This window comes from Arthrobacter sp. NPDC057013 (assembly GCF_042674585.1).
Lineage (GTDB): Bacteria > Actinomycetota > Actinomycetes > Actinomycetales > Micrococcaceae > Arthrobacter.
Genome location: NZ_JBHUSE010000004.1, coordinates 171386 through 197741, shown reverse-complemented (window position 1 = coordinate 197741; position 26356 = coordinate 171386). Strand labels below are relative to the sequence as shown.

20 protein-coding genes and 1 pseudogene are annotated in these 26356 nt (G+C 64.4%); 9 read left to right on the top strand and 12 right to left on the bottom strand.

What is annotated here, in order from left to right:
• The first annotated feature begins 13 nt into the window (after nt 1-13).
• On the top strand, nt 14-1039 hold the full coding sequence (gene selD, locus ACFTSA_RS08155) for a selenide, water dikinase SelD (protein ID WP_377950770.1): 1026 nt from the start codon (nt 14-16) through the stop codon (nt 1037-1039).
• Between the two features lie 15 nt (nt 1040-1054).
• Here the strand turns inward: selD and nrfD are convergent, their stop codons facing one another.
• The 3 genes from nrfD to fdh form a co-directional block, all read right to left on the bottom strand.
• Nucleotides 1055-2143 carry an NrfD/PsrC family molybdoenzyme membrane anchor subunit gene (gene nrfD, locus ACFTSA_RS08150; RefSeq protein WP_377950769.1) on the bottom strand — a complete coding sequence of 363 codons (1089 nt, stop codon included), beginning with the start codon at nt 2141-2143 and terminating at the stop codon, nt 1055-1057.
• Complete coding sequence (locus tag ACFTSA_RS08145) at nt 2140-3150, bottom strand: 4Fe-4S dicluster domain-containing protein (RefSeq protein ID WP_377950768.1); 1011 nt, start codon at nt 3148-3150, stop codon at nt 2140-2142. Before ACFTSA_RS08145 ends, nrfD begins: the two co-directional genes overlap by 4 nt.
• A 104-nt stretch (nt 3151-3254) precedes the next feature.
• The gene (gene fdh / locus ACFTSA_RS08140; protein ID WP_377950767.1) at nt 3255-6590 is read right to left on the bottom strand and encodes a formate dehydrogenase; all 3336 of its coding nucleotides are present in this window, start codon (nt 6588-6590) and stop codon (nt 3255-3257) included.
• A 281-nt stretch (nt 6591-6871) separates the two neighbouring features.
• Here fdh and ACFTSA_RS08135 point away from each other — a divergent pair, with 281 nt between their 5' ends.
• A complete protein-coding gene (locus tag ACFTSA_RS08135; RefSeq protein WP_377950766.1) occupies nt 6872-7321 on the top strand; it encodes a rhodanese-like domain-containing protein in 450 nt (149 codons plus the stop codon).
• A gap of 408 nt (nt 7322-7729) precedes the next feature.
• A complete protein-coding gene (locus ACFTSA_RS08130; protein ID WP_377950765.1) occupies nt 7730-8017 on the top strand; it encodes a hypothetical protein in 288 nt (95 codons plus the stop codon).
• Here the strand turns inward: ACFTSA_RS08130 and ACFTSA_RS08125 are convergent.
• Entirely contained in the window at nt 7997-8326 is a 330-nt protein-coding gene (locus tag ACFTSA_RS08125) for a gamma carbonic anhydrase family protein (protein ID WP_377950895.1), read from the bottom strand. The two genes, ACFTSA_RS08130 and ACFTSA_RS08125, sit on opposite strands and share 21 nt — an antisense overlap.
• A gap of 1220 nt (nt 8327-9546) precedes the next feature.
• Entirely contained in the window at nt 9547-10125 is a 579-nt protein-coding gene (locus ACFTSA_RS08120; protein ID WP_377922903.1) for a TetR/AcrR family transcriptional regulator, read from the bottom strand.
• Between the two features lie 93 nt (nt 10126-10218).
• Between ACFTSA_RS08120 and ACFTSA_RS08115 the strand changes: the two genes are divergently transcribed.
• The 3 genes from ACFTSA_RS08115 to ACFTSA_RS08105 all read left to right on the top strand — a co-directional run bounded on the left by ACFTSA_RS08115 (nt 10219) and on the right by ACFTSA_RS08105 (nt 12808).
• Nucleotides 10219-11232, top strand: a complete 1014-nt coding sequence (locus tag ACFTSA_RS08115; protein WP_377950764.1) for an NADP-dependent oxidoreductase — start codon at nt 10219-10221, stop codon at nt 11230-11232.
• Nucleotides 11229-11597, top strand: a complete 369-nt coding sequence (locus ACFTSA_RS08110) for a hypothetical protein (RefSeq protein ID WP_377950763.1) — start codon at nt 11229-11231, stop codon at nt 11595-11597. The genes ACFTSA_RS08115 and ACFTSA_RS08110 overlap by 4 nt, the downstream gene beginning before the upstream one ends.
• Nucleotides 11598-11674: 77 nt before the next feature.
• Entirely contained in the window at nt 11675-12808 is a 1134-nt protein-coding gene (locus ACFTSA_RS08105) for an epoxide hydrolase family protein (RefSeq protein ID WP_377950762.1), read from the top strand.
• Nucleotides 12809-12994: 186 nt separating this feature from the next.
• Here the strand turns inward: ACFTSA_RS08105 and ACFTSA_RS08100 are convergent, their stop codons facing one another.
• On the bottom strand, nt 12995-13126 hold the full coding sequence (locus ACFTSA_RS08100; protein ID WP_377950761.1) for a hypothetical protein: 132 nt from the start codon (nt 13124-13126) through the stop codon (nt 12995-12997).
• A gap of 7 nt (nt 13127-13133) precedes the next feature.
• Between ACFTSA_RS08100 and ACFTSA_RS08095 the strand changes: the two genes are divergently transcribed.
• Nucleotides 13134-13679, top strand: a complete 546-nt coding sequence (locus ACFTSA_RS08095) for a hypothetical protein (protein ID WP_377950760.1) — start codon at nt 13134-13136, stop codon at nt 13677-13679.
• A gap of 132 nt (nt 13680-13811) precedes the next feature.
• Here ACFTSA_RS08095 and ACFTSA_RS08090 read toward each other — a convergent pair whose 3' ends face one another.
• The 5 genes from ACFTSA_RS08090 to ACFTSA_RS08070 all read right to left on the bottom strand — a co-directional run bounded on the left by ACFTSA_RS08090 (nt 13812) and on the right by ACFTSA_RS08070 (nt 21165).
• The gene (locus tag ACFTSA_RS08090) at nt 13812-14729 is read right to left on the bottom strand and encodes a diguanylate cyclase (RefSeq protein WP_377950759.1); all 918 of its coding nucleotides are present in this window, start codon (nt 14727-14729) and stop codon (nt 13812-13814) included.
• Nucleotides 14726-17818 carry a response regulator gene (locus ACFTSA_RS08085; protein WP_377950758.1) on the bottom strand — a complete coding sequence of 1031 codons (3093 nt, stop codon included), beginning with the start codon at nt 17816-17818 and terminating at the stop codon, nt 14726-14728. Before ACFTSA_RS08085 ends, ACFTSA_RS08090 begins: the two co-directional genes overlap by 4 nt.
• 744 nt (nt 17819-18562) lie before the next feature.
• Entirely contained in the window at nt 18563-19639 is a 1077-nt protein-coding gene (locus ACFTSA_RS08080) for a response regulator (protein WP_377950757.1), read from the bottom strand.
• Between the two features lie 369 nt (nt 19640-20008).
• Nucleotides 20009-20692 (bottom strand): nucleotidyl transferase AbiEii/AbiGii toxin family protein, encoded by a 684-nt coding sequence (locus tag ACFTSA_RS08075; RefSeq protein WP_377950756.1) that lies wholly within the window; start codon nt 20690-20692, stop codon nt 20009-20011.
• Nucleotides 20659-21165, bottom strand: coding sequence for a hypothetical protein (locus tag ACFTSA_RS08070; RefSeq protein WP_377950755.1), 507 nt, complete (start codon nt 21163-21165; stop codon nt 20659-20661). Before ACFTSA_RS08070 ends, ACFTSA_RS08075 begins: the two co-directional genes overlap by 34 nt.
• Nucleotides 21166-21661: 496 nt before the next feature.
• Between ACFTSA_RS08070 and ACFTSA_RS08065 the strand changes: the two genes are divergently transcribed.
• Both ACFTSA_RS08065 and ACFTSA_RS08060 read left to right on the top strand, forming a co-directional pair.
• Nucleotides 21662-23806 (top strand): glycogen debranching N-terminal domain-containing protein, encoded by a 2145-nt coding sequence (locus tag ACFTSA_RS08065; RefSeq protein ID WP_377950754.1) that lies wholly within the window; start codon nt 21662-21664, stop codon nt 23804-23806.
• A gap of 442 nt (nt 23807-24248) precedes the next feature.
• Nucleotides 24249-25007: pseudogene (locus ACFTSA_RS08060) on the top strand (plasmid pRiA4b ORF-3 family protein); the annotation flags it as partial.
• Nucleotides 25008-25102: 95 nt separating this feature from the next.
• On the opposite strand, the gene ACFTSA_RS08055 reads toward ACFTSA_RS08060, so the two are convergent.
• Nucleotides 25103-26356: a low temperature requirement protein A gene (locus ACFTSA_RS08055; RefSeq protein ID WP_377950753.1), complete on the bottom strand. Its 1254-nt coding sequence runs from the start codon at nt 26354-26356 to the stop codon at nt 25103-25105.

Genomic DNA, 26356 nt, shown 5'->3' with positions numbered 1-26356 from the left:
GTACGCTGGGCGGGTGAATGAGGCTCAGACGTCAGTTCCGCGACTCGATGACGGTGCCGCCGGCGCGGTCCGGCTCACCGCCTATGCCCACGGCGGGGGCTGTGCCTGCAAAATTCCGCCCGGCGAGCTCGAAGATGCGGTCCGCGGCCTCATCGGCCAACCGGGCGCCGAGGTGCTGGTTGGTCTCGACAGTGGTGACGACGCGGCAGCGGTCCTGGTGCGCGACGACCTGGCGGTACTCACAACGGCCGACTTCTTCACGCCCGTCGTCGACGACGCTTTTGACTGGGGCCGCATCGCTGCCGCCAACGCCCTCTCAGACATATACGCTATGGGCGGCCGGCCGGTCACAGCTATCAACCTCGTCGGTTGGCCCCGCGGTGTTCTGCCGTTGGAGTTGATGACCGAAGTCCTCCGCGGCGGCCTGAGCGTGGCGTCAGAGGCTGGCTGCCCTGTGCTTGGCGGGCACACCATTGACGATCCGGAGCCTAAGTACGGCATGGCCGTCACCGGCGTCGCGAACCCCGACCGGTTGCTGCGCAACGACTCCGCCCAGCCGGGGTTGCCCATCACGCTTACCAAGCCGATCGGCGTCGGACTCCTCAATAACCGGCACAAGCAGACCGGTGAGGTGTTCGCTGAAGCGGTAGAGATGATGGCGGGCCTCAACCGCGACGCGGCCGAGGCCGCGGTGGCCGCCGGCATCCGGGCAGCGACGGACGTGACGGGTTTTGGCCTGCTTGGACATCTTCATAAGATGGTCCGCGCCTCGGAAGTGGGTGCAGTGATCGATCTGAAGGCGGTACCGCTGATTGACGGGGCACGGGAGGCGCTGCGTGACGGCTTTGTCTCCGGCGGGACCCGGCGCAACCTCGACTGGGTGCGGCCACACGTGGCCGCCGGTCCCGGCGTCGCTGAAGACGATCTGCTGCTTCTGGCCGATGCGCAGACCTCCGGAGGCCTGCTCGTAGTCGGCGAACTGCCCGGGCATCCCGTGATCGGGCACACCACAGCCGGTCGGGGCATCGAGATCCGCTAGACCACGGCCAGCGCGTCAGCCGGCAGTAGTGATCGAATCGCCGGTGACGCCCGCCGCGCGGCGGGCGGCGAGCCGGTTCTTCTGCGGTTCGATCGTGTAGCGCGGGTCCTTGGCCGAGGCCAGTCCCGCCTCGAACACGCCGAACCGGGTCAGTGCCGAAGCAGCCAGCAAAGCCACCCCTGAAGCCGCGGCCACTGCGCGGTTGCGCCCGGCCAGCAGGGCCCCCAGCCCGCCCGCGACCGCCAGCCGCTCGCTCCATTTCAGCATGGCACCCGCCTTGCCCTGATGCAGGGGCTCGGCTGCGACCGGGTCCATCCGGTGCTCCATCACCCGCGTCGCCGCCAGGTCGCCCACGACGCCGAGCACGGCGAGTTTCCGGGCGGGACCTGCCTCGTGCACCGGGGTCGTGATCATGGCGAGCCCGGAAGAGGCGAGGCACGCGGAGCTCACGAAGACAAAGGGCAGTTCCTCGTGCGCGGCGTTCCAGGTAGGTGTGGCCGTATCACCGAGCAGGACCGCCGTGTATGCCGCCAGCGGTGCCGCGAACAACGCGGCTTCAAAGCCTGCCGGTCCCTCGACAGCGTGCAGCACCTTCCGCAGCGGACCCAGCCGAAGCCGGGTCCCGCTCAGCCGGTCGATTTCCGCCACCGCCGAGACGGCTGTGCCGGCGCTGAAGGCGCTGAGAATCCACGAGCCCACACTCATCGGCGAGGTGACCTTGAAGGTCCGCAGCATATTCAGGAAGCGCTCGGGCCGGCCCAGGTCCTTCACCAACGCCACAGCGCCAAGGCTCACTGCTGTCAAGGCGCTCAACCGGGCATTCCGGCGCAGCGTCGGGCGGCCCGTCAGCTGCCCGCCGAGGCCAAGCAGTGCGGAACCCCCTGCGACGCCGCCAAGGAAAAGGTAAAGAGCGACGTCGTCGCCCCAGGGCGCCGGCTTGACCACGGGACGGCCGTAGTACGAGGTGAATTCCGGCTCCGGAACCATGGGCATCTCCCGGGAGCCATCACCGTTGTCGCGGCGGCTGGGGCCGCGCTTGCCGCCCGTGCGGCGCCGGCGCGCAGGCTCGGGTGGCCGGAAGCTGTCGAAGTCTGAGTGCGTCACGCGCGCCGTCCCAGGAAAGCGACCGCAGCTGCGGCTACCATGCCCGCGACGGCCACGCCTGCCCGCCGGTACATCTGCGGCAGGTCGGCTGTGGGGACGCGGGGGTCCGGCGGGAGCCCGTACACCTCGGGCTCATCAAGCAGCAGGAAGACCGATCCGGTTCCGCCGACACCGTCGTTCTCGTTCGCGCCGTAAAGCCTCGCTTCGGTCATGCCCTGCGCATGCAGCGTCGCGACGCGCTCCCGGGCCGTGTCCACCATGTCGTCGTGGTCGCCGAACTTGATGGACGTCGTCGGGCATGCCTTGGCGCAGGCCGGCGTCTCGTCGGCCACCAGCCGGTCGTAGCACAGCGTGCACTTCTGGGCGATGCCCTCGTTCGGCACGGTGGGATGCTTGGCGTGCTGTTCCTCCCTGCTGGCGGCGACCTTGACAGTGCCGTTACTGCGGCGCTCGATCACCCCGAAGGGGCACCCGGCCACGCAGGTTCCGCAGCCGTTGCAGACATCGTCCTGGACCACTACGGTGCCAAATTCTGTGCGGAAAAGGGCACCTGTGGGGCAGACGTCCAGGCATCCGGCGTGGGTACAGTGCTTGCAGACATCCGAGGACATCAGCCACCGGAAGTCTGCCGTGTCCGGGGGCGTCGTATCCGCCCCTGCCAGGTCCGTCGCCCCGGACCCAGCCTGGGCGGGAGGACCAACGCGGGGCATACCCAAATTGACCAGGGCCCGACCCGATTCCCGAGCCTCGGCAATGCGTTCCTGGCCTTGCTCAATGAACGCCACATGCCGCCAGGTGCTGGCGCCCAGCGATCCGGTATTGTCGTAGGAAGACCCCAGCAACTCGAGATTTCCGTCTTGCGGGTTGTGGTTCCATTCCTTGCAGGCGACTTCGCAGGCCTTGCAGCCGATGCAGATCGATGTGTCGGTGAAGAATCCCTTGCGCGGATGGTTGTGTTCCCAGTGGGCATCGGCGGTGGGGTCGGTCGGTCCGGACAGCTGGCCCATCTAGTCCTCCAACATGGGGTTGTTGCCCGGAACTCTGCCCCGAGGCAGGGGTTGTCCGGGCGGAACGTTGTGTGCTTCGGCCAGGGCAGAGGCGATCACGTTCATCAGCGCGGCCCGCCGTCTGCCCGGCCGTGGTCATCCGGAGCGGATTTGATGCCTTCCGACGCCGGATCGGTGACGGCACGGCTACCGGTCTCGATGGTTACTCCGGCCCGTTCCTGGTACTCGGCAACCAAGGCAAGCAGCTCCTCCCCGCGGGGCCGGCGGCCGGGCCGGATGTCGCAGGAAGCCACCTTGGATTCCTGGATCTGGACGTTTGGGTCCAGGGTGACACCCAACAGGTCGTTGGCGGCGTCACCGCTGACCACGGCATTGCTGCCGACGCCCCAGTGGTAGGGCAGCCCGATTTGGTGCACGGTGTGACCGCCAACAGTCAGGGGCCGCATCCGGTCTGTGACAAGCACCTTAGCCTCGATGGCGGAGCGGGGCGAAACAATCGTGGCCCACCCGTAGGGCTCCAAGCCTCGCTCGGCGGCCAGTTCTGGCGAAACCTCGCAAAACATCTCCGGTTGCAGCTCCGAAAGGTAAGGAAGCCAGCGGCTCATCCCACCCGCCGTATGGTGCTCCGTGAGCCGATACGTGGTGAAGACGTAAGGGTAGACGTCTGCCCCACTGGTTCCAGCGCTTGGCGCGCTGAGGTTATCCGCGCGGGGGAACACCAGCCGCGTAGGACTCTGCTGCTGCGGGTAAAGTGCGTTCGCCACCGGGGATTCCTGGGCTTCGTAATGGGTGGGAAGGGGGCCATCCATGAGGCCCTTCGGCGCGAACAACCAGCCCTTGCCGTCGGCCTGCATGATGAAGGGATCGTCTCCGCTGAGTGCGGCTGGACCACCGACAGAGGGATCGGGCTTGCTGCCCGGCGCCCGGTCAACCGGGAAGTCCGGAACGTCGTCTCCAACCCACTTACCCTGTTCCTCGTCCCACCAGATGTATTTCTTCCGCTCGCTCCACGGCTTGCCGGCCGGATCGGCCGACGCCCGGTTGTAGAGGATCCGACGGTTGGCTGGCCATGCCCAGCCCCACTCCGGAGCCGCAGGCCCCTGTTCTTGGCCCGGCCTACCGTTGGCCGCATGGTTGAAACCGTCTGCGAACACGCCGGTGTAGATCCAACAGCCGGCCTCCGTGGACCCGTCGGCGCGGAGTTCGGTGTATGCCGAGAGTGGCTTGCCGGCATCCGGGCCGTCCAGGTGGCGTCCGTTGATTTCCGCAAGCACGGCCTCGGCATCAGGCTCGCCATGCCCATCCGTGGGATAGTCCCAGGTGAGGTCGAGCAGCGGACGGTCCCGTTCGTCTTCCGACCCGGCCATCTTCTCGCGGATCCGCTGGCCCAGCTCGAAGAAGAACTGCAGCTCGCTTTGGCACTCCCCCGGCGGTGCCACCGCCTGGTGCCGCCACTGCAGCAGCCGCTGGGTCTGCGTGAAGGAGCCGGCTTTCTCGACGTGGGTTGCGGCAGGCAGGAAGAACACCTCGGTTTCAATGTCCTCCGTGCGCAGTTCCCCGGATTCGATTTCCGGCCCGTCTTTCCACCACGTCGCGGACTCGATGAGGTTCAGGTCACGCACCACAAGCCACTTCAAATGCGACATGGCGAGGCGCTGCATCCGGCCGTGGGCCGAACCCACCGCCGGATTTTGTCCGAGGAGAAAGTAGCCCTCCACTTCATCCTCGAGCATGCCCATCACCGTCTCGTATGTACCGTGGGCTCCGGTCAGCCTCGGAAGGTAGTCGTAAGCCCAGTCATTGTCGGCAGTTGCGGCGTCACCCCACCAGGCCTTCAGGAGGCTGATGGTGTAGGCGTCGGCGTCGGCCCAAAAACCCTTCTGCTGTTTCGAGCCAATGACTGACAGGTAGTCCTCGAGGCTGTCGTGGCGTCCGGCGCTGGGCATCGGCAGGTACCCGGGCAGAAGGTTGAAGAGGGTGGGGATGTCCGTGGAGCCCTGGATGCTGGCATGACCACGCAGCGCCATGATTCCGCCCCCCGGGCGTCCGACGTTTCCGAGCAGAAGCTGCAGGATAGCGGCTGCCCGGATGAACTGCGCTCCAAGGGAGTGCTGGGTCCAACCAACGGCGTAGGCGAAACAGGTGGTCCGGTCGCGACCGGAGTTTTCCGTGATGGCGCGGGCCAGATACTCGAAGTCCGCGGCGTCGATACCGCACATGTCCTGGACCATCTCCGCCGTGTAACGGGCGTAGTGCCGCTTCACGATCTGGAAGACAGTCCGCGGGTCCTGGAGGGTGTCATCGCGCTGTACTTCCGCATGCTCCAGCGGTGGGCCGCCGCTTCCAAAAGCGTGGCCGGCGGCCCTGGCCGTGGCATCGGCGCCGTGTTCCGAACCGGGCCCCGGCTCATCAATGGCACCCTCCCCTTTTTCCGCATAGGCCCACGATGACGTGTCGTAAGCGCGCTTCTCCGGATCAAAGCCGGAGAACAGGCCGCCCAGGTCCTCGGCGTCGCGGTAGTCCTCGTGGACGAGCGTGGCGGCGTTGGTGTACGCAGTGACGTACTCCCTGAACCACAGGTCATTGGTGAGGACATGGTTGATAAGCGCGCCGAGGAGAACCACGTCAGAGCCGGCCCGGATCGGGATGTGCTTGTCCGCGACAGCCGAGGTGCGCGTGAACCGGGGGTCGACGTGAATGACCTTCGCTCCGCGAGCCTTGGCCTCCGCGACCCACTGGTACCCCACAGGATGGCACTCGGCCATGTTCGAACCCTGAATGATGATGCAGTCGGCGTTGGCCATGTCTTGCAGTGATTGCGTGGCACCACCGCGTCCAAACGAGGCTCCCAAACTGGGAACCGTGGAGGAGTGTCAAATGCGGGCTTGGTTCTCGATCTGTACTGCCCCGGCAGCCGTGAAGAGTTTCTTGATCAGGTAGTTCTCTTCGTTGTCCAGGGTTGCCCCACCAAGCGAGGCGATGCCCATCGTGCGGCGCAGCAGCCGACCCTGGTCGTCTTCCTGCTGCCACGTCCTGCGGCGGGTCTCGATAAACCGGTCCGCCACCATCTCGACCGCTGTTGCCAAATCCAGATGTTCCCACTCGGTGGAATGCGGCGCCCGGTAGAGCACTTTGGTCTGCCGGCCCGGCGAGTTGACCAACTGCTCACTGGCAGAGCCCTTGGGACACAGCCTGCCGCGGGAGATCGGCGAATCAGGATCGCCTTCGATCTGGACAACTTTTTCGTCCTTGACGTAGACCCGCTGTCCGCAACCCACGGCGCAGTACGGGCACACGCTCTGCACCACGCGGTCTGCGGTGGCCGTCCGTGGGGCGATTGCCCTCGTCTGCGGCGAGGTAACCGCCGGCCCGCGCCCCAGCAGGTCGCCGGTGCTCAACTGACGGACGACCGGCCATTGAAGAAAACTTCGCGGTGCCATTTCAGGAGCATATCCCAGACCACGTCGCCAGCAACAGGACGAAAGTTGCGCGTGTTCTCCCCCAAGCGCTAAACGTGATTTTGACGGATACAGGAGCATCGTTGCAGACGTCGACAACAACAGGACCGGGCACGGCACGTATTGCGTGGCTGACGCGTGTTGACTTGACTCCCTCCATACCCTTGAAGTTGACGGCACCCTTGAAGTTGACGACCAAAAATAGCTGATCATTTCGCTTCGCGGCGGAAGGGCCGGCCGATCAGCGGGCAAGCGAGGAAACGGTGAAGCAGTGTCAAATCTCCGACGACGGCGACGTGGCCTGCCAACGCAGTCTGGATCCGAGCGATTCCCCCGGGACCCTTACGCTCAACCAATTACTACTTGAGAGCCGCCTCGGGCTCGAACGTGTTCACGCTTCAGATCTTGAGCAGGAGATGGCAGCGGGCGCCCTCGTTGTTGATACACGGCCGGTCGATCAGCGAGACCGGGACGGTCATCTTCCGGGAGCCGTGGTCATTGACCGAAACGTTCTCGAGTGGCGGCTCGATCCTTCCAGCCCCCACCGGCTCCCGATCGCTGACGACCCCGCTCGACGGATCGTGGTCGTCTGCAACGAGGGGTACAGCTCCAGCCTCGCTGCACACACCCTGCAACGGCTTGGGCTGACCCGTGCGACGGACCTTATCGGCGGTTTCCAAGCTTGGGCAGCGCTGCGCAAGCAGTCCGACTAACTTTATGGATCGGCGCTAATAACTGCCCCAAACCAGGCCCACCAGGGTTCCATCCGGTTGCCCGAGCCGGAGCTCGTCCGGGACCTGTGGGCTATCCCCTGCGCGAAGCTTGTTGCCTACATCGGCTTGGTCAGGGAACCGGGGTGGTGCGCCAGTGGGCCGACGGCGAACGGAAACCGGCCGAAGCCATCATCCGGCTGCGCCACGCTCAGGCAGTCCCTGGGCCGGCAGGGCAACTGGCTGGCACCTTCCAATGAAGCGTACGTCCTGATGCAGTCCGGAAACAGCCCTTCTGGCAAAGAAGATCAGGGGGTCAGAACGTGACCCAACCGTTAGCCCGAAAAGGGGTGCACGTGCTGCCGGGCACATTAGGGTCAACACCAACTCCTGAATGGAAGGTTGGGGACCATGACACTCGAACGGCTGGAAGTCGGGTTGCCGGACGGCCGCGCAGCTCGCGCAGAGACCGAGAACCGAAGGCCTGATCCACGAGACGGCATGGCCGCCGTTCTGGCGTCCCACCCAGGTTACAGCTGGGTCTGGACGGACGAAATTCGCTGCCAAGGCAAAGAGTGCGGCGCCAGTCTCGAGATCCCGTTGCTCAACAGCACGCCGCTAGTTGCGCATGCCGCATTCGTCCACCACCAGGAAAAGTACCTCCAGCAGAGTCTCACACTATCCCGGGCGGTCAGCTAACGAAGGCCGGTCCTGCGCGCTGTCCGCCCCAACGCGGGTGCCCTGAACGGGCGGACAGCTCTTGTTCCATGTGGCCGCATGGCTCAGGTCGACGGAGCACATGCAATCCGCGCAGCTTTCTCCTTGAGTGAGGGAACGGCGCACCTTCGCGGGGACGCCTGCCACGAGGGATCCGGGCGGGATGCGCATACCTTCAGGCACCAGTGCATTGGCTGCCACTAGGGATCCTTTGCCGACGTCGGCCCCGTTGAGCACTGTGGCATTCATGCCGATCAGGGCGCCCTCCCCTACGGTGCAGCCGTGGAGCACGGATCCGTGACCGATGCTCACGTTGCTTCCGATCCGAACGGGGATTCCGGCGTCCGCGTGGACGACCGCCGTGTCTTGAACGTCAGTTCCATCCGCGATGACGATGGATTCTTGTCGGCTCTGAGGACGGCACCCTAGAAGATTCCGGACGCCGGACCGACTTCAACGTCGCCGATAATGGCAGCGGTAGATGCGATTCAGGCGTCGGGGGCGATGTTCGGGGTTTTGACCCCTGATGGTGAGGATGGTGCCACGCACAGGCGTTCCTTTCCTATAGAGGTGTTGCTTGTGACGGACCGTTCAGGGTTTGCGTGGGCCGCCATGGTGGTTCGGGATGCTGCGCGTCGTCGGCTGACAGATGGATTCGACGTGCCGCCCCCTGGTAGCGGCGCCATCGGGGACTGTATTCGAAAGGCCTTGGGTTCCGTCAGCCGGGATAGTGCTGGCCGTGTCCACGGGATGGCGTGCAATTGGCCATCGGCCAGCCTGTCATCCTCAGCGGAGTCCGCACGCTGCCGTCCGCACTGCGTGGCGGTGCCATGTTCACTGATATTTGTTGTCGGAGTGAGTCGAGCGGCTCTTAGAGTTCAATCTGACAGAAACTGACCTGACTGAAGTGCTGTTCCGCATCATGGCCATGGTCTGGCTGGCTATAGCGTGCTGCAGTCCCTGGTGGGACGATGCCTGCATGGCGGAAAGCAACACTGTGCAGGCAGCTGTTGAGAGGGCGCGTGAGGAAATGCTTTTCATTGGACCGGACCACCCGTACTATCCGCTGCTGGCCGAGATGGAGACCGCGGTGGAGACAGCCTGGCAGCAAGGGTACGACGCGCATCGCAGTGGCAGACCTAAAGCCAACCCCTACAGCTGGCACCCAGGGACCACACACTGACAGCCCTCCTGGGGCAGTTCGGACCCGGACGCGTCGCGCGCCGTTGTCAGGTGTCTCTCAACAAACGATGAATACGCCGATTTCACTGGAGGGTTGCGAGACACAGTAATGAGAACACGTCAGTCGAAGGGCAGCCACACAGGATCCGAAAAACGGGATTGCGCAGGCGAGATATCAAAATTGCTCAGTGCGACGCCTTGCACCCCAAGGGTTATGAGATGCCGGCGTATGGCAGCCGGGCTCCTGTTCCTTCATCGCACATTCAACCGGGCCGGCTATGCCAGCATCTAGAGCCACCGTCGCGGTGTGTGCCGAGCCCAGTGCCGCGTTAGGCGGATTCGGAGAGGGAATCGCCGCTTGCCGGATTTATCAGGATTGCGCTTGCGATGATGTCGAAGAGATGACCGGCGCGGGTCGCGCTTGACGGCTGGTCGCCGAGCCAGGCGAGTGCGGTGACGAGCGCGAACAGGTCGGTGCCATCCATGTCAGGGCGGGCGGCGCCGGCGGCTTGGGCGCGGGTGAGCAGCTGCGAGCCGGCGCCGCGCAGCCTGACGCATGAGGCATGGAGCGCAGACTCCGTGTTTTCGATGGCGGCCATCATCATCTCCGTGACGCCCCGGTAGGTGCTGGAGAACAGGACGAAGTCGCGCAGCCAGACAAGGAGCGCGTCCGCCGGTGCGCTTGCCGCCTCAAGCTCGGCTGCCTGCGCTGCCAGCTTTTCAAAGCTCTCACGCAGCAAGGCTTCAAGCAGGGCCTCCCGTGACGGGAAGTGCCTGTAAAGCGTTCCCAATCCAACGCCAGCCCGGCGGGCGACGTCGCGCAGTGATGCCTCAGCCCCCTGCTCGGCCACAACAACGCGGCCAATGTCGAGCAGGTGCTCATAGTTTCTTTGGGCGTCGGCGCGCATCCCACATCTCCTTTTGACAACCGGAGCAGTGCTCCACTACATTGGGAGCACTGCTCCACTAATGGTACAGGCAGGCCACGGAAAGGACACACAATGCCCGCGAACACTATGAAGGCGATTCGAGTTCATCACTTCGGCGGCCCCGAAGTCATCCGCTGCGAGGAGGTACCGGTTCCCGAGGTGGGGCCGGGCGAGGTGCTCGTGCGGGTCTCCGCGGTGGGCGTCAACCCTCCGGACTGGTATATGCGTGAAGGGATGCCGGGCGTGCCGCGGGAGATGCTGCCGCCCATGAGCCTGCCCATCACCCTGGGCACCGATGTGTCAGGCGTCGTGGAGGCTGTGGCCGGGGACGTCGAAGGCTTTACGGAGGGTGACGAAGTTTTCGGCATGGTCCGCTTCCCCACCAGCCTCCAGGGCGGCGCCTATGCCGAGTACGTCACCGCGCCGGCCTCAGACCTTGCGCACAAGCCAGCGGGCGTCGAACACCTTCACGCCGCCGGTGCAGCAATGTCCGGGCTGACCGCATGGCAGTTCCTCGTGGAGCTGGGTCACGACCATCCCTCGCCTTTCCAGGCCGAGCAGCACCGCCCGGTCAGTATTGACTCCAGCACCGCGGTGCTGGTCAACGGGGCCGCGGGCGGGGTGGGGCACTTCGCCGTGCAGCTTGCGAAATGGAAGGGTGCGAACGTCATCGCGGTCGCTTCGGGAGAACACGAAGAATTCCTGCGAGACCTCGGCGCTGACCAGTTCATCGACTACACCCAGGACCGCCCCGAAGACGTTGCCAGCAACGTCGACCTCGTAGTTGACACCGTCGGCGGCCCCCAAAGTGGTCGCTTGCTCCGCACGCTGAAGCGCGGCGGTGCACTTTTCCCGGTCTACCTCGCCGAATTCGACCCCCAAGAGGTCGCCGAACGCGGAGTGGTGGTCTCTTCCACGCAGGTGCGCTCCGACGGCCGGCAGCTCGAACAGTTAGCGGCCCTGATCGAGGCTGGCACAGTGCGCGTTGCCGTTGACAGCAACTACCGGCTCGCCAACGCCCGGCAAGCGCACGAGCGGGCGGCCCGGGGACACATCCAGGGCAAGATTGTGCTCACCGTCCGATGACCACACTCAGAGACGCCTTGGCGGACCTCCTCGAGAACCACGGCCTTCCTGTAGACGAGGCAGCCGACCGGCATATCGCCCCCGGCTTCCGTCAGCGGACGAACGGGCAATGGGACGACCGGACCGGATTTCTCTCGCGCATCCGGTACCTGCGGAGCAGGACCCGGGAAGTCACAATCACCGTCCTGGACGAAATCACCGATGGCAGCCGCTACGCCGAACGCCACATCATCGATTTGCTCGGTGGTGATGGCCGGCGCACCGTCTACGAGGTCTACGTCTTCGCGTCCCTGGGTCCGGACGGACGCTTCGAGCGCATCGAGGAAGCCACCGTCATGGTCGGGCCCGCGGTGGCGCCTGTTTAAACCGGCCCCAAAGGAGAATGAAGGATCGCATGCTGCGATAGTTTTCGTTCAACCCCACCTGTATGCATCTTCTTGAAATGAGCGCCATGTCCCGTTCGCCCGCCCCCCTTCATCCGTCAAACGAAGAGGTCAACGACCTCCGGCGTCGGCTGCGTGACACGCGGTGGCCTGCCCCGTGGCCTGTGACCGGCTGGGACGCAGGCACTGACCAAAGAGAGCTGCGCCGATTGGTCTCGTACTGGGCGGAGGACTTCGACTGGGAAACGCAACGGTGCCGCATCGACGGACTGCCGTGGAATACGGTCGTCATCGATGGCACAGCGGTGGCATATCTTCGATACAACTCGGAAAAGCCGGGCGGCCTGCCGGTGGTACTCACCAACGGATGGCCCAGCACCGCGCTCGAGCTCGTGGCCCTCGCCGAACGGTTAGCGACTCCATCTCGTTTCGGGGGCAGCCCCGAGGCTGCCGTCACGGTGATAGTTCCAGCCCTGCCAGGCCTGCCGTTCTCCCCGCAGCGTCCGTCCCTGCACCAGCAGACACACGAACTCTGGCACCGGCTGATGACCGAGCACCTCGGCTTCGACCGATACGCGGCACACGGCGGCGACCTCGGGGCAGGAATAACCTCGCGCCTGGCACAGACCCATCCCGAAGCCGTTGTCGGCATCCATCTCCTCGCAGTTGCTGCCCCACTCCATCTTGACCCTGCGACGGTCAGCCCCGAAGAACAAGAACATCTGGAGCGCGTGAACGCCTGGGTTGCAGCAGAGGGTGCGTACCAGCATCAGCAGCAAACCCGTCCCCTTACCCTTGCTCCCGCACTGTCGGACTCGCCGGCAGGCCTGTTGTCCTGGATCCTCGAAAAGCACCGGGCCTGGAGCGACTGCGGAGGGGACGTCTCCACCCGGTTCAGCGATGAGTACCTCATCACCCTCGCATCCGTCTACTGGTTCACGAACGCCATCGGGACTTCGTTTCGCCCGTATTACGAATTCGCAGCGGGCTTCACTACGCGTGTGGATCAGGTGCGGGTCCCGACGGCAGTTGCCCTATTCCCGTTCGACCTCGCACAGCCACCCCGAAGCTGGGCCAATCGGTCATATCACGTCACCCGTTACACAAAGATGCCCCGAGGCGGGCACTTCGCTCCGCACGAGGAACCCGAACTCCTCGCCAATGACATCACCGCGTTCTTGCACACCCTCTGAGCAATAGATACATGCAGCCAACATCAAACGGTGTCTGGTAACCCGGGATGCCCCATAACCCTAAGGGTGCGAGACGGCGCGCTCCGGTTAGGGGAGTTTCAAGTGGGGAATCGAGCGGCAGCGCGGCGTCAAAACGCCGCCCCCAATCAGGGGGCGGCTTTTGGCTGGCGCTAAATACGGCCGAACCTAGTTCGGCCACCAACCGATGGTCGCGTGGTTGGTCGAGGTCTTCGGAGTGGAGGACGTGGTGCTGTCCTGGTCCTTCGGTGCGGCGTTAGCCGGAGCAGCGAACCCGGCTACGGCTAGAATGCCGGTCATTAAAAGTGTGGCGGCAAGTTTTTTCATCGCAATGTTCCCCCTCGTGGTGGTGCTGATGTTGCACGTGTTCACGTACGGCGTCAGTATATGGCTGCGTCGCCCTGAAGGGCAGCCCGCGGCAGAATCCCAGGCCCTGGCGACCCAGCGCCGGCTCGTCACGGATCGGGGCGGCACCTACCACACCGTTGTCGGAGATGACGCGGCCAAATCCCTGCTGGAATTTGCCCGAAGCGTGAACGCAACCCAGATCGTTGTCGGAGTCTCCCGCGGCCGCGTCATCACCCGTCTGCCGGGCAGCAGTGTCGGCTCCAAAGTCGTGAGGGGTTCCGGCGACATTGACGTCCACATGGTGTCCCATCCTCTGGGCGGCCGGGTTCTCCCCGGGCCGCCCTCCTGGGCATTGGGCAGGGCCCGGGCGACGGCAGGATTCATCCTCGCCGCGCTTCTCCCGGTCCTGATCACCACGGTGATGTCGCTGGCCCCCGACCGGAACTTCGCAACCCACGTGCTGGTCCATCTCACCGGGGTGATCCCGTGGCTGAGCAGAAACTGACGGAATCGTGTTATCGGCGTTGGAATTGGAGTACTGGGACGAACCTTCGGCCAGCCGCGATTTTGCTGGAGTTTCGCCAGATGGAGTCCATACCGCGACTGGCACGACCGGCGTGAACCACCTGGGGGTTAGTTAGTGGCCGGCACGAGTCAGTTCCACCCTGTTACGTCCTGCTGCTTTGGCCTGGTAGAGGGCCAGGTCAGCATCATTCAGCAGGCGCTGTCCGGCCGTCCACTTGCCCTGAACGGACGCGGAGATGCCTGCGCTAATGGTGAGTACACCGGATGGGTTACCGGAATGGTCAATCCTCAGTGACTCCACCCTGGCCCGTACCCGCTCGATGAGTATGCCTGCCTGGGCCAGGGACTGGTGGGGCAGCAGCAGGAGGAATTCCTCTCCGCCGAACCTGTAGACGCGGTCACTCCGGCGGACCTCAGCCGACAGGGCACTTGCCACGGACTGCAGCGCTTTATCACCGGCGGGATGGCCGTAAAGGTCGTTGTAGCTCTTGAAGTGGTCCACGTCGCACAGGGCAAGGCAGTAATCCTGACCGTAACGGTTGCTGCGGTTGTCCAGCTCGTCCAGGTCCTCGGTCAGCTTCAGCCGGTTGAACAGCTTCGTTAACGGATCCGTGCGCGCCTGTTCGGCCAACGCCACACGGTAGCGGGCCAGGTCCGCGTGCAAGGAGGTGACGCGGGATGCGACGAGGAGGCGGGTGTGCAGGGTGAACGGGTCGAGCGGTTTGCTGACATAGTCATCGGCTCCCGCCTGCATGCCGGCAAGCACGTCATCCCTGGACCGGTGGGAAGTCACCAGGACCAGGTAGGTGTAGGAGTCTGTTCCGTCATCACGGATCGCCCGGCACAGTTCCAGTCCATTCAGTCCGGGCATTTCCAGGTCGGTCACCACCGCTTCGGGACGCTCGCTCCGGTACAGCTTCCACGCTTCGTCACCGTCTTCTGCGATGAGGCACTGATGCCCCGATTGCTCAACGGCGGCTTTGGCGACCAAAAGCGACCCCTGGTCGTCATCGACGACCAGAACTTTCACGCGACCACGACCAATGCGTCTTCAAGAGCCCTGTCAACCTGGGCGAGTTCGGCCTCGAGCAGTACCAGCAGAGCCGGGTCCCCTTTCTTGTCGGATCTGGCGAGGTCTTCAAGCTGCCCGCACAGTTCCGCGGCGCGGCCCGCACCGATGTTTGCCGCGGCGCCTTTCAGCTTGTGTGCCGTGGTTTTCAGGGATTCAACATCCCCGTTCTTCAGCGCCTGTCTTAGTGCATCCAGGGTTGGTCCGATGCCCTGGCGGAAGGCCTGGGCTGCGGCGGGCAGCAGGCCTTTGCCGTCTGCTGGTCCGAGATCACGCAGTACAGCCAACCGTTCCGGGTTCAGAACTGGCGCGGCGGCTTTCCGCCCCACCTCCGGCACCCACCGGTTCAGCGCCTTGCCGAGCTCATCGATGTCCACCGGTTTGGTCAGGTAAGCATCCATGCCCGCGGCGAGGCAGCGTTCACGGTCTTCCTTCATCGCTCCTGCGGTCATTGCAATGATCGGCACCGACGCGCCCTGCCCCGCCCGGGCGCGTATGGCCCTGGTCGCCTCGAACCCGTCCATAACAGGCATGTGGCAGTCCATGAGCACCGCTGAGTAGCTGACTTCCGTGGTGCGGGTAAGGGCTTGTTCACCGTTCGTGACGACGTCAGCTTCAAAACCGAGCCTGCTGACCATGCTGCTGGCCACGAGCTGGTTCACGTCGTTGTCTTCTACGATCAGCACCCGGCCTTTGGACGGCGCTGCGACGCCGCCTGGCATGCGATGGCGGGGAGGAACAGCTGAGGAGGCTTTCGGTGCCATCAGACGCATGAGGCGGTCGTAGAACTCGGAGCTGCGGACGGGCTTTGTCAGCCATTCCCGTACCCCCGCGTCCCTGAGCTTGGCCCGCTCCACCTGCATGGTGGAGGTCAGCATGATGACCCGGATGCTTTTCAGCGCGTTGTCTGCGCTCATCTCCCGCGCCAGCTCCAAGCCATCCATTTCGGGCATGCACATGTCCAGCACGGCAACGTCGTATGGTTGGCCTGCAGCAACAGCCTCACGGCAGCGTGCCAAGGCGGTACGTGCGTCCGGAACCGCGTCGGTTCTCATCCGCCAGCCGTTCAACTGTGATTCCAGCACCAAGCGGTTGGTCGCGTTGTCATCAACGACGAGGACCCGCAGCCCGCTCAAAAGATCTTCATCCGGCGCAAACGATGCGACTGTTTCGGCGACGGGCAGCGGAAGAGTAAACCAGAAAGTACTTCCCTCGCCGGGGGTGCTGGTCAACCCGATCTGCCCTCCCATGGCCTCCGTCAGCCGACGTGAGATGGCCAGGCCCAGGCCGGTCCCTCCATAACGGCGGGTGGTGGAAGCATCGGCCTGGGCAAAAGATTCGAAGAGCCGCTGGTGGTCATCCGGGGCAATGCCGATCCCAGTGTCACGGACCTCAAAGCGCAGAGTGCTTCGTCCCGGTTCAGCCTCCAGGGCCGATACGCTGATACTCACTTCCCCGGTCTCGGTAAACTTCACCGCGTTGGAGGCCAGATTCAGCAGGACCTGCCGGATCCTGCCGGCATCCCCGACCAGTTGGGCAGGGACGTCCGGCTGGCAGTACGCGATGAGCTCCAGACGCTTGACCTGAGCGGCCTCGGCAAGAAGGGCGGCAGCTTCCTCCACCAGGGCTCTGGGATCAAAGCCGTCGGAATCAAGGTCAACCTTCCCGGCCTCGAGCTTGGAGAAGTCGAGAATGTCATTGATCAGGCTCAGCAAGGCTTCTGCGGCGCCCTTGACCCCCTGTGCATACTGCTGCTGCAGCTCATCAAGAGGCGTCTCAAGCAGCATCGCCGTCAGCCCCACCACGCCGTTCATCGGCGTGCGGATCTCATGGCTCATCGTTGCCAGGAACTCGGACTTCAGCCGGCTGGACTCGAGGGCAGCCTCGCGTGCAGCCATAAGTTCCTTCTCCGTACGCTGGCGCTCGGTGATGTCCTGCCCTATACTGCCGACGCCGTGGATACCGTTATCCCCCCGGATCGGGGACAACGTCACGGACATGGGCACCCTGCTCCCATCTTTGCGCACGCGAACCGTTTCGAAGCTCCGGATTTCACCGTCCTCGCGCACCGCTGCCATCTGGGCTTCTTCGTCCTCCCTCAGCTCTTCCGGGACCAGGACAGTAACGTGTTGGCCAATCATCTCCACAGCCCGGTAGCCGTAGATCTGCTCGGCGCCCGGATTCCAGCTGGTGACCACTCCCTCTGGGGTCTTGCCAACAATCGCGTCCACAGAAGAATTCACAATCGCTGCCAGGCCCTCAAGTTCAGCAGTCCGTTGGGCAACTTTCGCTTCCAGGCCATTGGTGAGGGTCACGTTTTCGAAGACAATCAGAATCTGGCGGGCGATGACCAGGACGAGAACCGTGAGCCCGGTCAGCAGCAGGAACGGGTCCCTGCCATCAGCCATGTCTGATGCGGAAAGCACAACTGCGCCGAGCACGGGAACGTAGGGCACCAGTTCCAGGGCCAGGCTGTACACACCCTTATCGGTCCGCGCGCCCATCTTGTGGGGGACCAGCCCCGCCAGCGCGACCAAAAGAAATGCAAGAATCCACCCGAGCGCCAGGGGCGTTCCAGTCACCCCGGTAACGCCGGTGAACGTCAGCCTCACATAGGTGCTGTCCGTGACGGCAAGAACAAGGAGGCCCCCGCCCAGGCACAGCCAGGGCAGGCGCTCCCCCGCCGGCCGGCGCATCGTAAGGACCAGCACCAGCGATGCCATCACAACATCCACGATCGGATACGCCAGGCCAGTGACCCGGCCGAGAATGTCGGGGCTTTCGGTGTTGTAAATGGGACCCAGGACGGTGGACCAACTGATGAACAACACTGCGCCGGCGATGACAGCGGCGTCCAGCAAAGTGCGCAGGAAAGCGACCCGGGACCGCTGTGCGAGGGGAAAGGAGAACAACGCCAGCGCCGCCGGGACTGCGTATCCGAGAAACGCCGCGTCAGCGGGCGACGGGAACGGATAGACATGGTCGCGGGTCAGGCCGTAAAAGGACCAAATGGACTGACCCGATGCCCAGACGCCGACGGCCAAAGCCATCAACCGCCACGCCCTGCCATTTTCCGGCTGGCGCCGGGCAGCACGCGCACAACTCGCAAGGGCACACAGGCAAGCCATAAGAATGCACAGGTCCCCTGCCGTCTGGGCTGCGGGGGAACCGGGATCAGAAACCAAAGCCGCAGTGAGCACACCCAATGCCGCGCCTGCTGCCAGCAGCACAGCCGATATCTTCCCCCGGTCCGGCGCTGACCACCGCCAGGCACTACCAGGCCCTGAAACCATGCTGATTCCTCCCCCTCGACCCGCATTCCGTTGCTGCCGGGCGGTCCAAGCGCACCCCGCACGGCTCCGAAACTACCGCTCCCACCTTGCCACGTCCCCCGAAGGAAAGGTGCAGGTATTGAGGCAGAAAAAGCACAGGATTTGCAAAGGAATCGCGGGCAGACCTTCCGCTGGCCGCAGGCTTTCTGTGCAAGAAGGACCGATGGGTCGCCAGCCACGCCCCCAGGACGTCCGCTCCATGGCGCACTCCGGGAGGCGTGACGAGGATGCCCGATTCCCACCCCTTATCCACACGCTCATCACCAGTTGATGTTGGCGCCCACGGAGGGGACCAACATCTGGTTGTGTCCAGGACTGCAGGCACTGGAGCCCGATGGAGGTATCTGACACCGCTACCCGCCCTGGTCCGCCGCGTCGTTGAAGCGGCTGGTCCCCTTGGCTTGCACACCAACGGGTGCCCTGGGAACCTGACTCGCCTTGATCCCTCCTGGCGCAGCTCGTCTAACTGCCTTCTGCCAGGTAGATACTAACCATCGTCCCGCCGGCCGGCCCGGGAGAGATCTCCAGCCTGCCCCCGTGCGCGGCGGCGATCCGTGCGCATGTGGCAAGGCCCAGGCCGGTTCCGGCGGGATCTCCTGGCCGGTGCAACCGGGTCAGAGGCTCCATGACCCGGCGTCGGTCCTCCTCAGCGATTCCTTTGCCGTTATCGGCGACCCGCACCACCACGCCGCCGGCGTTGGCTTCTGCCGACACGCGGATGACCGGTGGGACGCCGGGACGCCGGTAGGCTGCCGCGTTATGGATCAGGTTCTGCAACGCCACCCGCATCTGCACGGGATCAGCGGCGAGGACGAAGTCCTCGTACTCCACTACGGCGTCGGCGGCTTTCAACCCTTGGCTCAAGTCGGTGGTGACGTCACGCACCAGGTCCGCCAAAGACATCCGCGATCTTGACAATGACCCTCCGATAGAGGCGAACGCCAGCAGGTCATCGACCATGGAAAGCATCCTCCTGGCGCTGGCACCAATAATCTCCACATAGTCGCCCAGGCCCTGAGATTCCGTTTCCCCGTCCATCTCCGCCAACTCCACATATCCCAAGATGGAAGTCAACGGGTTACGGAGGTCATGGCTGACCCTGCCAGTAAACTCTGCAAGCCGCGCATTGCTGCCCCTGGCCTCGTTCAAAGCGTCGGCCAACTCCCCGTGCAGGGCCGTCACTCTACGGGCACCTAATAGCCGGGTGTGCAGGGCGAAAGGGTCAAGAGGCTTACTCACGTAATCATCCGCGCCGGCCTGCATGCCGGCGAGCACGTCTTCAGGAGCTCCGTGCGAGGTCAGCAACACCACGTACGTGTACGAATCGGTAGACGCTGCCCGGATTGCGCGGCACAATGCCAGTCCGTCCATGCCTGGCATGGCCAAGTCCGTGACCACCACCTCAGGCCGGTGCTCCCGGTAAAGCTGCCATGCGGCTTCCCCATCAGCCGCAACAATGCACTTGTGCCCGGACTTCTGCACGGCAGCCTGCGCAACCAGCAAGGACCCCTCATCATCATCGGCGACCAAGACGGTCATGGCATGCCCGGAGTCTAAGGATCTGTCGTCCTTCATGTCGTCTCCATCAGAGCACTTCCCTCAAAAGCGGCATCGTGAACGACATCCCCCGCTTCATGATCATCGAAACCACGCCCCACCTCCCGACACGCTCGTCAGGGCACCAACCGCTGACCTGCTCCACGAACAGGTTAACCGCTATCAGGGAGCCGGCGGCAACGAACCAGCCGTTTTGGCCGCCGTCACCGGCTTCAGCGCAGGCTTTGCCTGCCGGCGCCCGGCCAAAGAGCCCGGCCCCACCCTCCGAATTGTCGAACGGTCTTTACCGCAATCCATTAGAGTCAGACGGGATTACACCCCAACCTGACGGCAGGCGGCGGGTCCGAGCCGTCAGAGGTCTACCCGTTCAATGGTTTGGCTGGCGACGTATTTGTACTGACGGATTGTGTTGGCGAACTCCGTGAGCGTGGTATCCAGTCGTGAGAGTTCTTCGGCCGGGAGGCCGTATTTGGTGAATTCGGTGGTCGGCAAGGCGCGGTGACCCGTCATGGACGCAGCAAACATCTCGAGGTCGAGATGCGGGTCACGTCGCCGGCACAAGTCGATCAGCTGCCCCGGAGTGAACCGTTCACTGCTGATGATCGAATGCGCATCAAGGTAGTCCCGGGCGTAACCGCGAGAATAAACCGTCAGAAGTTTGGAAGCCGCCGAATCCTTCAGCGACATGACCGGCCCCAGATCCACGATCGCGGGCTTGTCCTCCCACCAGTCCAGGCCAAGGTCCATGACGACCGTCTTGTCGCCCTTGTCCACGGTCAGGCTGGCGAACGCCTGGTACTGGCGCGTGACCGCGGCCGTGTACCCGGCCGCTTCAAGGGCTGATTTCATCTTGTCCACGGACGCCGCGAACGTTTCAGGGGTGTGCCACCGGTACAGCGCGAACAGGTCGACGTCCTCTGACATCCGGGCGATCACGCCGTGTTCGGCCAGTGCCTGGCCGCCGGCGAGGATGAAGCCGTCATCGGCGAGAACGGACAGCGCTATTTCGGTGGCTGCGCGCTGAGCGTCGTCCACGAGGGATGCTCCCTGCTTTCACGGTGTTGGGGAAGCTGGGGGAAGGCCGTCTCCCAGAGGTGACGGCACCGGCTGGGCAGCCGCATCGAGGGCCACAGTGCAAGCAAGCGGCCGGCGTTTATGATCCCGCCCATCTCATCGACCGACCCCGAGTTCTGCAGCGTCAACTGGTACAGCGCGACGCAGCTTCCATCATCACCCGCGTCATAGACCCTGTCCGGTCCCCAGTCCACATGGATCGGCAGCCGGACGGTACCCGACGCCGGCCCTTTCAAATCCTCAAAGGCACCCGGGACCAGGTAGACGAGGGAATCAGCGATCGTATGCCGAGCCCCCGGCCCGTAAACATACTCCCGCAGCCCCGCCCGCACGCGTTCGGAAACGCTCGTACCTTCCCTGGCAGCCTTAGCCCGGGCCTGGTCCCACAAGTCGCCCTCAATACGGATCGTGTGCCTGGTAGTGCCGGCCGACATGGCACCCTCCCCCTCACTGCCTTCCTTGTTCCTCCGCTTTCAACGGTACAGGGTGTCATGACACAGAGGGAATGCTCTGCGAGCCGCAGTCTGCCCGGGAAACTGGGTTTGAGGCCTCCCGGAATCCGGAACTCTTGGGCATAAGGAGACGAAAGCCCCAATTTGATCCCTCACCGGGCTCTGACAGTCATGCGGCCAGCCTGGAGCCCTGCCATGAACACTCGTGGAGGCAGCAACAGGCAACGTCACAGCACGCAACAGGCTAACTCCGAACCCGGAAAAGGTCATGCAGTTCCCGCCCAGGTCGACCATGAATGAGCAGAACGCTCCCGTGCGCCCAAAGCCAGAGCGTAGAGTTCCTGATCCTGCTGGTGTGCAGATCGACCGGCGGTTAGGTCAAGGAGAGGGCTGCCGCGGCCCTCGCTGTTGTTTGTCCCCAGGCGTAGATTTAGTGGTCAGGTTGCACTTTGGTTCGTGGTTCGGTGAGGAGCCTGAGGTGGCTGGATGGAACGCAGACAATGCGGCTGGATCCATTGGCGAAGGGGCGGTCACCCTCGTCGCCGGGTCATCCTTTTGCATTTCCCTGCGTAACGGGGACATCTTCCCCTACCACCCGCACGGGGTTTTCTACCGGGACACCCGGATCCTGTCACGATGGTCCCTCACCGTTAACGGGCAGCCGGTGGAACCGCTGGGGGCGTGGACCCCTTCGCCCTACCAGGGCATCTACATGGGCAGGGCAGCGCGGGCTGATGGCCGCGCGGACAGCCCGCTCACTGTGGTGCGGAAACGCGAACTCGGATCCGGCATCGTCGAGGACATCACCATTCATAACTATTCGGTGCTCCAGGCCTCCTGCGAACTGGCCCTTGCCGTGGATGCGGACTTCGCGGACCTTTTCGAAGTCAAGGACGGCCGGCTCCAACGCAGCTGGGACGAAACAAGGACCGCCAAGGCAGGCATGCTTACTATCGACGGGACATGGCAGGAGACCAGAAAAGGGATCGTGGTTCGGATCCGAGACGCCGAGGTCACTACCGACGGCCTCCTCCTGCGAGTTGCCGTCCCCGCCCGCGGGCAGTGCAACATCCGGGCTACAGTGTTGCCGCTGCCAGCGGAAACTGAAATCGTTGAGGAATTGCCCACGCGCGTCCTTTCCGCCGAGATCATCTCGGCGCAGGCAGAGAGGCAGCGGGCTTGGGATGCACGGGTTCCCATGACCAGCGTCGAAAATCCGGCCGTGCAACGGAGCCTTGCCTGCAGTCATGACGATATCGGAGCCCTGCGACTGGTCGACCCCGACCACCCGGACCGGATGGTCGTCGCCGCCGGGGCGCCTTGGTTCATGGCGCTTTTTGGCCGCGATTCGCTGCTGACCTCATTCATGTACCTTCCCGTTGACGCGACGTTGGCCCTGGGTGCCCTGCAGACACTGGCCGACCGGCAAGGCAGGAAAGTGGACCCGGTAACCGAAGAGCAACCGGGCCGTATCCTGCATGAGGTCAGGCGCGACGTCGGGACCGGCCTGGCCCTGGCAGGCGGGTCGGCCTACTACGGAACGGTGGACGCCACCCCTTTGTTTGTCACGCTGCTGGGTGAAGCCAGGCTCTGGGGATTGCCGGCCGACGATATAGCCGCGCTCGTGCCCCACGCCGACCGCGCCCTGGAGTGGGTCCGGGACTATGGCGACCGGGACGGCGACGGGTTCGTTGAGTACGAGCGGCTCAATGACCAGGGCCTGGTCAATCAGGGCTGGAAGGACTCCTGGGACGGCATTAATTTTGCCGACGGCCGGCTCGCCGAACCACCGATCGCTTTATGCGAGGTGCAGGGCTACGTCTACAGCGCCCTCACAGCCCGGGCACGGATAGCGTACGACGACGGCGACCAGGCCCTCGCCCTCGATCTGCGCCACCGCGCCGAACGGCTCAAGAAACAGTTCAATGAGCAGTTCTGGTTACCGGAACGCGGATACTACGCAGTCGCGCTCGACCGCGAGAAGAGACCGGTGGACGCCTGCGCATCGAACATGGGCCACTGCCTGTGGTCAGGCATAGCCGACGCCGACAAAGCAGCACACGTTGCCCACCGGCTCCTGTCGCCAGAGATGTTCAGCGGCTGGGGGGTTCGCACCCTCGCCACCGACATGGGCGCCTACAACCCCGTTAGCTACCACAACGGCTCAGTCTGGCCGCACGACAACGCGCTCATCGTGGCAGGACTGATGAGGTACGGCTTTGTCAAGGAAGCCCAGCAGATCACCACGGCGCTGATGGACGCGTCCGAACATACAAACAACCGCCTCCCGGAACTGTTCTGCGGATTCAGCCGGTCCGAGTGCCCTGTGCCCGTCCCGTACCCGACCGCCTGCAGTCCCCAGGCGTGGGCATCAGCGACACCGGTGATGCTCGTACGCACCCTGCTGGGCTACGCACCGGACATCCCTGATGGCCGGTTCTGGATGCAGCCGGCACTGCCGCCATCGTGGGGCACCCTTCGCAGCGAGAATCTGCCCCTGAACGGTGGCCGCGTCACGATCGACGTGACCGGGACCCGGGTGAACGGCGTGGAGGGGCTGCCCTCCGGTGTGGTCTTCCGGAACGGGACCCGGCCACAGACCTGGAACTTCACCCCGTCCTGACCTGCCGTCACCGGCGCGGTCAAGACACCTGCGGGACCGGAACGACCACACCCGGGCTCACCTGGGATGGGCGAGCCGCTGCCCATCTCCGTCTTCGCCGGCTTGCCGAAGCCGCTCATCGTTGCGCTGACGAGTTCCCGGGGTCGGCGTTTGAGCCGTCGGGAACTTTGCGCCGCCGTCCCTGGCCTGGCGAGGATCCCCTGACCGGCGGCACGCAGTATCCAGGCCGACGAAGAGCCCCGCCGGATGGGCACAAGGCGGGGCACCGCTGGTGGTTCGGCCCCTCCGCCTGATGGGCCGCCATGCCGCGGGGCGATGAGAAGCCAGAGGAACGGCATTGCTGCTCCACGCGCCGCCGGCGATACCCTGGGCAGGCACGGGACCGGCAGGATGGTGCTGTGACAATGCGCGCCGCAGGTAAAGATCCCGCCAAGCGGCGGTAGGAGGACGGGATGCGCATTTGCATTCCTTCACCGACACCGATCCCCACGTTCGCCTGCGCACCATTAACGGCCACGTGCGTGAGCCCCGGCGCTGGATGCCCGAAGACCTGTTGGACAACAACGACGACGACCTGTCGGAGACCGCCTGGCCCCTGGGCGAGGTCCTCTCCCCCGAGACCGACCCCTTGTTCTACGGATACGACTTCGGCGACTCCTGGGTCCACCGCCTCGACGTCGTTGACAGCCTGCCCAGGCAAGCCGACACCCCGCCGGCGCGGCTCCTGGACGGGGCGCGGCGGGCCCCGTTGGAGGATTCCGGCGGGATCGGCGGCTACCAGGACCTCCCCGACGCCCTCGCGGACCCCGACCACGAGGATCATGACGACCCGGGGGCCAGGGTCGCCTGGACGGCCGGGCCATGGCTGGAATTTGATCCTGAACAGCTGGCCCGCGCCCTGGCGCACCGCCGCCGGCATGATTTTGGCCGCAACGCGACCCTGCTGCTCCTGCTCGAAATCGCCGCGGGCAAACGAACCGGATGGGACGACTACCTTGAGGCCGTCTGCTTCGGACTCGCCGCTCTCGGCTGGAGGAACCACAACAGAACAGAACTCGAACGAAGAACCGTCCAAGCACTCCTCACTGAACCCCTGGAAGTACTCCTGACCCCTGGCGTCTTCGACGACCGGCTCGAGCCAGAAACAACAAGCGACGTTCCAAACGGAAGAGCCTTCGCCCGTGCCGCCCTTCACTCATAACTCATGCGCTGCCGGAAAGGAGGCTCTCTCTCCGGCGCGGCGCCACCTTGACCGAAGACCGGTTGTTGGTGTTCCGTCAAGGCCGTTATGGGGCCTCACGTGTCCGATGCCGCCTTGAGCGTTAGTGCTTGCCTCAGGTAGCCGTGGCCGACTGTCTCGTAGGCGATGACTGTTACCGCAGGGGCGAAGGCCAGGACGAGGAGGGACCAGGGGACGGAGAGGCCGAGCGCTGCGCCGGCGATGGTGAGGATGATGACGCCTGCGGTCCCACCCAGAAGCACGAGGTGTAGCGGATCCTTCTGGCACAGGAAGATCGAGCCGATCGTGTAGAGCGCGAGGATGAAGATCGCGACCGGGACCGTGACGGTCAGGACCGTTGCTGTAGGCCCCAGCTTTGTCATGTCCTCGAGGAAGTACGCCGCGACGTGCAGGCCGGCGCCGGTTGCCGCGATCGATCCGAACAGCACGAGGTGACCGAGTCCCCACAGTGTCGATCGGTCTCGGTGCTGTGCGAGTACATCACCCCACGGCACAACGAAGTACATCCACCACAGGCTGACCGTGAGACCGATGCCGGCGACCGCGAACAGTCCCGCCTCGAAGGTCCAGCCGTGCTCGTTGTGGACGAGCGCGTCGAGGACGCTGACCGTGCCGAAGATCGACTCTCCAAGGGTGATGAGCAGCAGTAGGCCGTGTCGTTCCGCGATGTGGCGGGCATTCCACGGCGTTGGCCTGTGCCGCTCGGCCATGACCGGACCAAGCAGCTCGAGAGCCAGCAGGGGAGCGCCGGCGACAACGAACGCCCACAGGGGCAGTTGCAACAAAACGAGAGTCAGCCAGCCGGCTTGCGCCAGACTGATGGTCCGGATGTACCTGTATGCCGCGGGTGCGCGCTCCGGGTCGTGGCGAGCGACCAGGGACCAGAGCACCACCATGGGCAGGCGCATCACGACGTATCCGATGACCATCACTCTGACATCGATCGGCCCGCCTTGGTCAAGGGATTCGAACAGCTCCTCCAGTCCCAGAGTCCAGACGATCACGCCGACCATTTGCAGCAAGGTGGCGATGCGGAATAGCCAGTCGTCGGTGTCGTACGCCGAGGCGAACCAGGAGTAGTTCATCCAGGCCCAGACGACCGCGAGTACGGCGATGGAGAAGCCTGCGATGGCCGTGGCGAGATGGCCTTCTGCCAGGTAGTGCGCGAGGTGGTTCGCAGCCGTACCGAAGGCGACGACGAAAGTCAGGTCGTACAGCAGTTCCAGCGGCGTCGCGGTCCGGTGCGCCTCGTTCTGGTCACGCCCGGACAGCGGCCGCCGGCGACGGCCGCTGTGTCGAGTGTCGAACAT